The 12,805-nt window shown below is 32.8% G+C and carries 9 protein-coding genes; 6 read left to right on the plus strand and 3 right to left on the minus strand.

What is annotated here, in order from left to right:
- The first annotated feature begins 1 nt into the window (after nt 1).
- From U0D62_RS02985 to U0D62_RS03005, 5 genes are read left to right on the plus strand one after another with little or no spacing between them, the layout of a single operon-like run.
- Nucleotides 2-652, plus strand: a complete 651-nt coding sequence (locus U0D62_RS02985) for a potassium channel family protein (RefSeq protein ID WP_322193811.1) — start codon at nt 2-4, stop codon at nt 650-652.
- A 5-nt stretch (nt 653-657) separates the two neighbouring features.
- A complete protein-coding gene (locus tag U0D62_RS02990; protein ID WP_322193812.1) occupies nt 658-1,899 on the plus strand; it encodes a cation:proton antiporter in 1,242 nt (413 codons plus the stop codon).
- A gap of 47 nt (nt 1,900-1,946) precedes the next feature.
- Complete coding sequence (locus U0D62_RS02995; RefSeq protein ID WP_322193813.1) at nt 1,947-2,834, plus strand: DUF6268 family outer membrane beta-barrel protein; 888 nt, start codon at nt 1,947-1,949, stop codon at nt 2,832-2,834.
- A gap of 12 nt (nt 2,835-2,846) precedes the next feature.
- Entirely contained in the window at nt 2,847-4,862 is a 2,016-nt protein-coding gene (gene ppk1 / locus U0D62_RS03000) for a polyphosphate kinase 1 (protein ID WP_322193814.1), read from the plus strand.
- Nucleotides 4,863-4,872: 10 nt separating this feature from the next.
- Nucleotides 4,873-5,499: a Pycsar system effector family protein gene (locus tag U0D62_RS03005; RefSeq protein ID WP_322193815.1), complete on the plus strand. Its 627-nt coding sequence runs from the start codon at nt 4,873-4,875 to the stop codon at nt 5,497-5,499.
- A 175-nt stretch (nt 5,500-5,674) separates the two neighbouring features.
- Here the strand turns inward: U0D62_RS03005 and U0D62_RS03010 are convergent, their stop codons facing one another.
- Together U0D62_RS03010 and U0D62_RS03015 are read right to left on the minus strand one after the other, a co-directional pair.
- A complete protein-coding gene (locus tag U0D62_RS03010; RefSeq protein WP_322193817.1) occupies nt 5,675-6,361 on the minus strand; it encodes a Crp/Fnr family transcriptional regulator in 687 nt (228 codons plus the stop codon).
- 510 nt (nt 6,362-6,871) lie between these two features.
- Complete coding sequence (locus U0D62_RS03015; RefSeq protein ID WP_322193818.1) at nt 6,872-7,711, minus strand: carbonic anhydrase; 840 nt, start codon at nt 7,709-7,711, stop codon at nt 6,872-6,874.
- A gap of 260 nt (nt 7,712-7,971) precedes the next feature.
- Between U0D62_RS03015 and U0D62_RS03020 the strand changes: the two genes are divergently transcribed.
- Nucleotides 7,972-11,388 (plus strand): amidohydrolase family protein, encoded by a 3,417-nt coding sequence (locus U0D62_RS03020; protein ID WP_322193819.1) that lies wholly within the window; start codon nt 7,972-7,974, stop codon nt 11,386-11,388.
- A 137-nt stretch (nt 11,389-11,525) separates the two neighbouring features.
- On the opposite strand, the gene U0D62_RS03025 is transcribed toward U0D62_RS03020, so the two are convergent.
- Complete coding sequence (locus U0D62_RS03025) at nt 11,526-12,788, minus strand: aminotransferase class V-fold PLP-dependent enzyme (protein WP_322193820.1); 1,263 nt, start codon at nt 12,786-12,788, stop codon at nt 11,526-11,528.
- Between the last annotated feature and the right edge of the window lie 17 nt (nt 12,789-12,805).

Below are 12,805 nucleotides of genomic sequence, written 5' to 3' on the forward strand. Positions count from 1 at the left end.
TATGGGTAAGCTAATAGAAATACTACGTAAATACAAATATTTAATCGCCTTGATTAGTGTATTTAATTTTCTATTAACTCCTATTCATACAAGTCTTTCTGGAATGTACCCGGCTCAAGTAGTCGTTATTAATTACACCTTGGTAATTCTGGCTAGTTCATTAATTGCATCCAATACTAGTACTCGATTAAGATCCTATGTATTAGGCGTTTTAGTTTTAATCTTTATTTGGTTAGAATTTTCAGATCCTAATTCGGATGTTATAAGATGCTTGCGGCTTTTATCATCTTTTATCCTGTTTTTATACTTCTGTATTCTATTAATTCAGCAATTAAAAAAAATAAAAAGTATAAACCTCCAATTTATTATGGGGCCAATATTGGGATTTATTTATCTGGGAATTATCGGAGGTATTTTATTTGAAACAATGCATTTCATTGAACCTAATTCCTTTCATCATAGAGGTGATTATTCTGGGTATATTTTTTACTATTTCAGTTTTATCAGTATTACCACAGTTGGGTATGGTGACATAACACCATTAACACCTCAAGCACAATCTATCACACTAGTAATGAATATTATAGGTCAATTTTACTTAGCCATCGTAATTGGTGTCTTTGTAGGAAAATATATTAATGTAAAATCTTAGAAAACATGTTACAATCTTTCAGTATAATTTTTGCTATTGCTGCTTTTTTCAATTTTGTCAATTATAAGTGGATTAAGCTACCTACTACCATTGGATTAATGTTAATGAGTTTAGCGACAATAGTAATTATAACTTTTAGCAAAGGTATCTTTCCAGAATTCTATCAGTTTTTTTGTGATATAGTTACTAATTCTGATTTCAGATCCTTACTACTAGATGGTATCTTAAGTTTCTTACTTTTTGCAGGCGCTTTACACGTTAATATTGATGAACTGGCCAAAGAAAAATGGCCCATCCTTCTATTTGCAACACTTGGTGTACTTATATCAACTTTTATTGTAGGAGGTTTGACTTATTGGACAGCGCAAATAATAGGCATCGAATTACCGTTTTTACATGCATTGCTTTTTGGAGCTTTGATCTCTCCAACAGATCCAATTGCAGTAATGGCAATTCTTAAAAAAGCAAATATCGCAAAAAGTCTAAGTATTAAAATTGAAGGAGAATCTTTATTTAATGACGGGATTGGCGTGGTTGTATTTTCAGGAGTTTTAATCCTAACAGGAATGGGAGGGCATCATGGAGAAGGTTCTATAGGTTTTGAAATCGGAAAACTATTTCTTGAAGAAGCCGTAGGTGGAATACTATATGGAGCAGTATTAGGGTTTGTAGGATATCAATCTATTAAATCTGTAAAAGATAACCCCCAATTAACCGTAATGATTACACTTGCTGTTGTTATGGGTGGATATGCTTTTGCTTCACTTATTCATGTATCTGGTCCTTTGGCCATGGTTGTTGCGGGGATGATTATAGGTAATAAATTAAATATCGCCACTAATCAAGGCCCTACTAGAAAAATGATCAATGACATTTGGGAAGTATTAGATGATGTTTTTAACGGTATTTTATTTGTACTTATAGGATTAGCTATTCATCTCTTAAAGTTTGATATAGATCACCTAACACTTGGTATTCTTGCTATTGTGATTGTATTACTTTCCAGGTTTATTTCTGTATTCATCCCTTACTCTTTACTAAAACATTCTGAAAAAAGCCCTATCAAAACAGTCACTGTTTTGACTTGGGGAGGATTAAGAGGTGGTATTTCTATTGCATTGGCATTAAATCTAATGGGTAACTCTTCATCAGAGGTGATTCTATATATTACATATGTGGTCGTTCTATTTTCTATCATTGTACAAGGGCTTAGTATAGGAAAATTAGTAAAGAAGATATATCGTTAACTTAACAATAAGTAAGCATAAAAAACAACTAACAATTTTACTTTTATATGAAAATTCCCAAAATAAAATATCTTTTCATAATTTTTCTGTTTCCCATTATTGGTCAAGCCCAATTATCTGATCTAGCTCGAATAGACTATACGTTCTTACCCGAAGGAGATTCTGATATTGAGTATCATCGATTTAGAGCTCTTTTTAATTATCCGGTAAAATTAAACGAAGGCACTTACCTATTTTTGGGACTTGATTATAGTAACATTGATTTAAAATTTGGTAATGATTTCTCTGCTTTTAATGAAGAGAAACTAGAAGATTTTCAACTTCTTGATCTCAACATTGGATATACTACCAAAATTAGTAAAAACTGGCGTTTAGGAGTTCGTATTACGCCAGGAGTAAGTTCTAATTTAACAGTTAATGAGCTTTCTATAGAAGACATTGTACTATCAGGAGATTTAGTTTTTATCAATGACAAAAAACAAGCTCCTGACGTTAGAAAACCATATCGTATTATTGTTGGGATTTCGTATTCAGAAAATCGTGGATTTCCTTTTCCTTTACCATTTATTAGTTACTACAGAAAAATTCACCCTAAATGGTCATATAACATTGGTGTTCCTAAAACCAATTTACAATTTCATTATTCAGACAGACACCGTCTAAAAGCCTATACAGAACTAGATGGTTTTACGTCAAATATCCAGCAAGGAATGGATTTAGGAAATGGAGTTACTGCAGAAAGTATAAATATGTCTTTGATCGTTTCTGGATTGCAATATGAGTACCATTTCTTAGATCACTTTCAGTTTTATTTTAGAGCAGCCTATATCGCCAGTAATAGTGTTTATTTAAGAGATAACAATAAAGATAGAATACTCTCATTGGGTAATTCTAATAAAAAATATTTTAGAGCGGGAATACGTTTAAAAATTTAAAAGCCACACAAAATGTCATTAATTTCAAAAAAGTATTACAACAGAGATCTTTCTTGGTTACGTTTTAATCATAGGGTATTACAAGAAGCTGCAGACAGTAATAACCCTTTGTATGAACGCATTAAATTTCTAGCTATTTTCTCCAGTAATTTGGATGAGTTTTTCAAAGTACGTGTATCTGACATTAGAAAAATCAAAAACCTTGATAAATCATTAAGAAAGAAATTAATCACTAAGCCTAATAAGCTCTTAAAAGAAATTAAAAAACAAGTTCATCTACAACAGATAGAATTTGGAGATATTTTTAATAATCAAATCCTTGAAGAACTTAAAAAAGAAGGGGTACAATTAGTAAGCTGTGGGGATTTTACAAAATCTCAAAAAGAATTTGCAGAACAATATTATAAAGATAATTTACAAAATAAGCTTACAATAAACATTAATATTGAACGTGAAAACAAAAAGGTATTTATTGAGAATGAAGAGTTATATCTCACTGCCTTATTAAATGATGAAGAGTTAATTATTGTCAAGATCCCTTCAGATACAAAGAGATTTATAATTCTTCCAAAAGAAAACAATACCTATTATATCACTTTTGTAGATGATATTTTAAAGCACAATCTGGCAAATTTTTATTCTAATAGAGAGACCTCTGTTTTTTATTCTATAAAGATTTCTCGAGATGCCGAGTTGTATATTGATAATGAATATTCGGGAGATTTATTAACTAAAATAAAAAATTCTCTAAGTAATAGAGATACAGGACAAGTTACCAGAGTTTTAATAGATACCGATATGCCTGTAAAGTTATTGTCCTCTGTTGAAAAAATGCTGGATGTTAATGAAACTGATATTTTAAGAGGTGGGCGTTATCATAATTTCAAAGATTTTTTTGGATTTCCTAACCCTACTGATAAAAACCTCTCAGATACACCCGTATCACCAGTTCGCAATCAAGAATTACAGAAGTTTTCTAATATGTTTGATGCTATTTCCGAAAAAGATAGATTATTATACTATCCCTATGAGGCATTTGATGATGTATTACGTTTAGCAAAACAAGCAGCTGTTGACAAAAATGTTACCAAAATCAAAGTCACTCTTTATAGGATTGCCAAACAATCGGGGTTAGCAGACGCCTTGCTTGAAGCAGCAAAAAATGGAAAAGAAGTTTTTATCTTCATAGAAACCAAAGCTCGGTTTGATGAAGAAAACAATATCCGATGGGGAAGAGTCTTGGAAGATAACGGAGCCAAAGTAACATATAGTTATCCGGGTATTAAAGTGCACTCTAAGATATTGTTTATTGAGCGTATTGAGAATGATATTCCAAAAACATATGGGTATATCAGTACCGGGAATTTTAATGAAAAAACTGCCAAAATATATACCGATTTTGGATTGATGACTGCAAACACAAAAATAACATCAGAATTAAGCCAGGTTTTTCAGTTGCTAGAACGAACTATTATAATCCCTAAAACTAAAAAACTATTAGTTTCTCCTTTTACCACCAGAAGTACATTTAGAAAACTAATAGAAGTAGAAATTGAAAATGCCAAAGCTGGAAAAGAAGCCTATATTATACTTAAGCTTAATAGTCTTCAGGATACCAAAATGATCGATCTACTGTATGAAGCTAATAATGCTGGTGTTAGGATAAGGCTTATTATAAGAGGGATTTGCTGTCTTGTTCCTGGAATTGAAGGACAAAGTGAACATATCCAGGTCACAAGTATTGTTGATCGCTTTCTTGAACACGGAAGAGTCTATATTTTCTGTAATGAAGGAAAAGAAAAAATGTACATTGGTTCGGCCGATTGGATGACTCGAAATCTAGATCACAGAATCGAAGTCATAACTCCTATATTAGATATTGAGGTATATACTAAAATAAGAAAAATGATACAATTGCAATTAGACGATACCGTTAAAGCAAGGGTTATAAATGAAGATCAGGATAACACTTACATTAGTGCAACGTCAAAATTAAGAGCTCAGGTAGAAACCATATCAAACATTTAAAACCAGTGTTATGAGCGATAAAAAGATAGAAAAGCTAAAAGATGAAATTCTTAGTCAGGAGCTTAATATCAATAAAGATGAATTAAAAGCTTTAAAAAAGAAACTTTCTAAGATTGCTCCAAGACCAGAAAGAGGTGTAGAAACTCTGTTTAGATTGGTTTCTAAAAATCAATATACCCTTAATGCTATGATTGATAGAAAATCAAATATCCTGATCTCCATCAATGCATTAATCCTTTCTATTGTTTTAGGAACCGTACTCAATCAATTAGATACAGATCCCCATTTAATTTATCCTACAGTATTAATGCTATTTACCAATTTAGCCTCCATAACTTATGCTGTACTAGCAACACGTCCAGAATTAAAACACGGTGATAGAGAAGCCAATAACCTTATGTTTTATGGCAATTTTAATGATATGGAAGAAAGCGAATATGTAAATAGTTTAATCAATCTAATGAATCAGGGAGATGAATTATATAAAACCATCGCTACAGATACTTTTCATTTAGGTAAGGTAATAGATTCAAAATTTAAATTAATTCGTAAATCATTTAATGTATTTCTATTTGGGATCATACTATCCGTAATCGCATTTATTCTATGCCATTTACTTTTTGGAGGATTTATATAATGAACTCATTTTGACTTTTTCTATTTCCTAAAAAATGGCTGAATTTTAACCATATTTTATTACTTTTTTTGTTCGTAGCTCTGCTATGACTCGCAAAAAGTGCTTCATCTGGTCAAATTTCAACTCATTTTCGGTTAAAAACAAAAAGTCAAGATGAGTTCAATCAAAATATATTCTAGATAAAATTAGCGGCATCTATTAACCCCTTAGTATCTGTAACATAAATAGTATTTTCCCTAACCTCAATTAATCTTTCTTCTTTAAAGTCATGCAATACTCTAACCAGAGATTCTATTGACGTTCCTATAATGTTACTATGATCTTTTCTAGACAATTTTATGTAACCCTCTTCTTGAAAGAATTCTTGAAGTTTAATAATACATAACGCCGTTCTTTCTCTAACATTATGCTGTGCTAAAATTTTGGAATTATTCATAAACACTCCAAATTCATGGCTGATATTATTCAAGAATCGATTCAACATTTCATTATTGTTCTGGATGCTTGAAAGAAAAACTTCTTTTGAAATCAAATAAAACATACTATCTGTAAGGCAAGCTGCTGAATGCGAATAGGTCTCATCGCATAACAAATTATGATGACCCAGAATTCCATTTTCCTTTATTAAATAAAAAATATGCTCTTTACCATTTAATCCTGTTGAGTATTTTTTCACTTTTCCAGACTTTACTATATATACTCCAGTCGGGATAGAACCTTCATGAAAAAGTATCTGTCCTTTCTTAAGATTCAAAACAGTTTTATTCTTTTCTATTTGGTCAATAAAATCCTGTGGAAGACTGTCCAGTACCGTCTCATTTATAAACGAATACCGTTTGTAGGGGAATAGGGTATTAATCATGACGAGGTAAATTTAATCTAATTTACAAAAATTGGTAGTAACAAATTAATTATCAATAAATTAAAAACCATGAATTAGTTGTACTTTTTGCTTTAACACCTGTTAATAAAGTCCTAAAGTATAATACTACATTATATGCTCAATATTTGATCTCCATTAATAATGCAACAACAACACACCATTCATCTTCTGTGTTTCTATTAAATCAAGTTCAATATTTTTTATCATCTTTAAAACTAAAAAAAATAGAATTACTCTTAAAATTCTTAAAATATTCTTGAGCATTAAAGATAGTTTATGTGAAATAGCATAAAATAAGAATGAAGTGTAAGAAATAATGTGTAAATCGTTTATTTCTTATGATCACAGATTTGCACCTCTTATTATTTTAAATTATGGATTCATTCTGTTATCTCTTCGATTTAGAAGTAATAAAAAGACTATCCTTATTAATTTAAAGGACAGTCTATTATTTGAGAGGTTTAAAAAAGAGAATTTATTATCTAAATTTTAATCATCATTAGTTCTTACGGTTCTTCCATCAAGTATTTGGACAGGTCTGAAATTTTCATGCATAATATGCTCAAACCTTTCTAATTGTTCATGTGATGCCTCTACTGGAGCCTTAACCACGTACCAACTAACAATTTCTGAACACGGTGGTGTCGTCAAAGAGCCATTATATGTATAAAAATCTAACTCATCCGGAAGAATATCTTTGATATCGTATTCTTCACTACTTGTATAATGATCATCTTCATTTTCTGGCAGATGATCCATAAATTGTGCTAATGCTTCATTTTCTCTTCCTTCTGTAAAGAAAATACCTACCACAGCTAATAAACCAGTAGTAGGGTCCTGATGAACCAGATGCATTTCCATAGGGTACCTCAATCCATCAACGGTATGTTCACTCCCTGTATGAAAATGAAACTGCAAAAGGTTATAATCAATATTACCAAGAGAAGCATAACTACCACTGTTATAATTAAATTGTATAGTATGTCCGTTATTAAAAATATCAGTACTACTCTTAGCATAATTGGTATTAATGTTATTAATACTATCATCCTCAAGTGTAGAATTAGTTACGATATTAATAGGAGATTGTACATTACCTCCGCAATCAGACCAGGCACCATTACATAGAGAAAACCAATTATCTGGTCCTGAAGAGCCTTCATATTCAAAATGACAATCTGATGATGTTCGTCCGGTTAAATAATCTAAAACCATTTGATCTTTGATGTTTTGATCGGGATCTGTATTATCTATCTGCTCATTTTCACAAGAGATTAAAAATACTGCTATGGCTAATACCGATAGAGTTTTAAAAGTTAATGACCTCATAATTAGTTGAATTTGTGTGTTAAGTTTTTCAATTTGGTTTCAAAATTATGGCATAACCATTACTATAAATTCCCAATAGATCAAGTAATCAATTGATTATTATCAATCTTTTTATTGATTGTTTTTAATCATATCACATATAAGATTGTTAAGAAACTTCTAAATTATAGCTGTATATCAAGTTCCTTTTTGAGTATAGATGCGGTTCATGGATTTATTATCTATATTTACCTATCACATTAATTCAACATTCTCGATCAATGAACACTCACATTATGACCAGGAGTATATTTCTATTCCTATTTTTAAGCACACTTACAACATTCTCTCAAGACACTACAAAAGAAAAAGATACGCTCAAAAAAGCTACTAAAGAACTTCCACTAGAACCAGAACGTACTATAGAATTTACTACAGATAAAGGAACCTGGATATCATTAGATGTAAGCCCTGACGGAAAAACAATTGTTTTTGATCTTATGGGTGATATATATTCTATACCTGTAAATGGTGGAAAAGCAACACAAATCACTAGTGGCATGGCATATGATGTACATCCCAGATACAGTCCTGATGGTAAATCGTTGGTATTTATCTCAGATAAAAGTGGATCTGATAATATCTGGACACTTGATCTTGCTACCAAAGAAGACAAACAAATCACTAAAGAAAAGAAGCATAATTTCTTTTCTGCAGAATGGACTCCTGACGGAGAATATCTTGTAGGTGGTAAAGGACGAAGAAATATCAAATTACATATTTATCATAAAGATGGAGGTTCCGGAAGTCAATTATTAGATAAACCAAAAGAATTAAAAGCCATAGATCCTGCTTTTAGTGCAGATGGTAAATTGTTGTATTTCTCTCAACGTAGAGGGTCCTGGAATTATAATGCTCAATTGCCACAATATCAAATTGGTACTTATGATATGGAAGATAGTGATATGGCAGTCATAACATCCAGGTATGGTTCTGCTTTTACTCCCACACTTTCTGATGATGGCAATTGGCTGGTGTATGGTACCCGATTTGAAGATGAAACCGGTTTAGTATTGCGCAACCTAAAAACAGGCAAAGAACGCTGGTTAGCATATCCTGTTCAGCGAGATGAACAAGAATCCATTGCTCCATTAGGAGTATTACCAGGTATGTCATTTACGCCAGATAGTAAAAGCCTAATTGCTTCCTATGGAGGAAAAATATATTCAATCGCGCTAGAAAGCAAAACAGCTACTGAAATTCCGTTTCAGGTAGATGTAAAATTGGATTTAGGGCCTCAATTAGCTTTCAAATATCCAATTAAAGACACCGAGAATGCCTTGGTTACTCAAATACGAGACGCTAAACCTTCTCCTGATGGATCAAAATTAGTTTTCACCGCTTTAAATCGATTATATATTCAAGAACTTCCTAATGGAACTCCTAAACGTTTAACAAAAAATAATTTTACAGAAGCGCAACCAACCTGGTCTCCAGATGGAAAATTTGTAGTATTCACTACCTGGAAACGTGGTGGTGGTCATCTATATAAAATTAATATCGATGGACGCCCTAATCCTGTCCAACTAACAAAAGAATCTGGCATTTATACACAACCAGCATGGTCATACTCATCTGATCGTATTGTATTTCATAGAGGAGCAGCGCAAACCTATGATGATGCTATTGATCCTTTTTCTGGTCGTACGCAAGAAGATCTTGTATGGATCTCATCAAATGGAGGCCCCATTAATATGATCGATAAGGCTAAAGGAAGGCAGTATCCTCATTTTACCAAGGTTGACGATCGTATTTATCTTAATCATTTTGAAAAAGGATTGATCTCTATCCGTTGGGATGGTTCTGATCAGAAAGAACATCTTAAATTAACCGGGATCACAACATACGGATCTCAGGATGTATTTGGTGTGGGTCATGATCACGCAAATCAGACTGCAGCTTTACCAGCTTCAGAAGAAGGGTGGAGAGATAAGAGTAAAGCTTCAAAGGCATCAGAAATTAGAATTTCTCCAGATGCAAAAACGGCATTAGCCTTGATCAATAATGATATCTATACGGTTACTATCCCTCGATACGGAAAAACACCTACCATCTCTTTAGCAAAAGCAGAAGGAGCAGCTTTTCCTGCTATGAAACTCACCATTATGGGTGGTGAATTCCCGTTCTGGTCTTCTGATAGTAAAAAAGTACATTGGTCATTGGGAGCAAGTCATTTTAGGTATGATTTGATCGAAGGAAAAAAATTTAAGGATAGTTTAGTTGCAGCCAAGAAAAAAGAAGAAGAGCTTAAGAAATCCGAAAAGAAATCCGATTCTGTAAAAACAGATACCAAAGAAGATAAAGACAAAGAAAAGAAGGATCCTAAATTCAAAGCCGAAGAATTTAAAATCAAAGTCAATTATAAGAAGGACACTCCTAAAGGTGTTTTATTATTAAAAGGTGGTCGAATCATTACTATGAATGGTAATGAAGTGATTGAAAATGGAGATATTCTTATTGAAAATAACCGTATCAAAAATATTGGTGCATCAGGAAGTTTGACTATCCCAAAAGGCGCAAAAACAATTGATGTATCGGGAAAAACCCTGGTTCCTGGATTTGTAGATACCCACGCACATATGTGGCCTAATTGGGGAGTGCATAAAAACCAGGTATGGATGTATTCTGCTAACTTGGCTTATGGTGTAACTACCACTAGGGATCCTCAAACCGCTACTACCGATGTGCTTACTTATTCTGATATGGTAGAAGCAGGTATGCTTCATGGTCCAAGAGTGTATAGCACTGGCCCTGGAGTTGGTTTCTGGAAATATCAAATTGAAAGTCTAGATCACGCCAAAGAGGTATTAAAACAGTATAGTGAATATTATAACACCAAAAGTATCAAAATGTACCTGGTAGGTAATCGCCAACAAAGACAATGGATAATGATGGCATCCAAAGAATTAAAATTAATGCCTACTACTGAAGGTGGATTGGATTTCAAACTTAATATGACTCAATTATTAGATGGATATCCTGGTCATGAGCATTCATTACCTATTTATCCTATTTATAAAGATGTGATCAAAACTGTAGCAGATTCAAAAATGGCGGTGACTCCTACTCTATTAGTATCGTACGGTGGACCTTGGGCAGAGAATTATTTTTACTCAAGAGAAAATGTATGGGGTGATCAAAAATTACAATATTTCACGCCTTATGAAGAACTGGCTCAAAAATCCAGAAGAAGACCAGGATGGTTTATGGATGAAGAACACGTATTTAAAAAACACGCTGAATTTATGAAAGATCTTGTAGAAGCTGATGGACTGGCGGGTATAGGAAGTCACGGACAATTACAAGGGTTAGGTTTTCACTGGGAGTTATGGGCAGTAGCCAGCGGCGGAATGAAAAACCACGATGCGCTTAAAGTGGCTACCACTCTTGGTGCAGAAGCTCTAGGATTAGACAACGATCTGGGGAGCCTTGAAAAAGGGAAACTGGCAGATATCCTGATCTTAGCAAAAAACCCTTTAGAAAACCTCAGAAATACAAATACACTTACACACGTGATCAAAAACGGTAAAGTATATAATGCCAATAACCTGGATGAAGTATGGCCAAAACAGCAAAAAGCAGAAACTTTTTTCTGGCAAACTAAAAAACCTGAAGGACTACCTGGAATTAAGAAATAATAAACAATATGAGAATATTAAAAAGGCGGAGATTTTAATAAAATCTCCGCCTTTTTAATTTGTGAAGTATACAATTCAACTCCAATAATAAATCATTCATCCTAACATCTAAAAAAAACAACTAATTTCATTTTTCTTTACTTTATAAAAATAGACAATTGTTCTACTAAATGATCGACTTCTTCTTGGGTATTAAAAATGTGAGTAGAGAATCGTAAGATATTTCTTTTACCCAATGTTTTTACAACAATATTCTTTTGTTTAAGCTGTTCAAAAATCTCCTTAACATCCTGATTTGGTACATATAAAGAAGTGATCCCTGATTGTAAATTCTTTTCATCTGGAGTAATTAATTGCAATCGTTTAATTACTTTTAGTTTACCTCTTAAGTGATTAGCCAGAGCTATATTATATTCTCCAATTACAGTAATACCTCCCCAAGATTGTTGCGTTTTGATTGCTTCTCCAAGGCCTAATATATTGGCTACATTTCTGGTTCCTGTATTATGATTATATGCTTTATACCCAGATTCTAATTGTATAGATTTAATTCTGCTTTTTACTTCTTCTTTGATATATAAAAATCCTGTTTCTTTTGGCCCTAACATCCATTTATGACCACTGGTAGCAAAAACATCGACTCCCATTTTTTGAACATCAACCTCAAGCATTCCTGCGGATTGTGCCCCGTCACACACCAAAAGAATTCCTTTGGGTTTAGTGATTTCTGAAAGCTGTTTAAATGGCATCCGCATTCCGGTAATAGTAGAAACATCCATAAAGCTACATACTCGGGTTCGAGAAGTAATTTGTTTTTTTATGAATCCAATTACCTGATCAGTTGTTATATTCTCTTTCGGAAATTCGACTCTTCGGATTTTTACCCCATGATATTTTTCGAAAAACTCCCACCCTGCTTGGCCTCCATAATGTTCATCAGTAGAGGTAATAATTTCATCCCCTTCCTTGAGCGATAATCCAGAGGCAACAAGGTTCATTCCTTCTGTAGTATTTCTAGTGAGAATGATTTCTTCAGCATCTGCGTTTACATAATCTGCTAACTGGTTTCTTACTTCATTGGCTTGATTACCTATTGGCCCCCAATTATTTCCCACAGGATTGAGTTCTAACTCTCTGGTAATTTCAGATACTTTATCAAAGACTCTTTTAGGCGAAGGCCCAAGACTTCCTGTATTAAAATAACTCAAACCAGGTTGTAACATAAATTGACTTCGAACATTCTTGCCTGCAATAGTTTCAGAAACACTCGGAAAAAGAATATTTGATGAAGAAGTAGAAGATGCTGATAATGCTGAATAATTTAACCCAACACCTATAGTACCAATTGATATTCCTTGAATAAACTTTCTTCGGCTAACTTCTTTTTTTGAATAACGCATGATGGTTTTTATATTCC

This window comes from Aquimarina callyspongiae, from assembly GCF_034322225.1.
GTDB lineage: Bacteria > Bacteroidota > Bacteroidia > Flavobacteriales > Flavobacteriaceae > Aquimarina.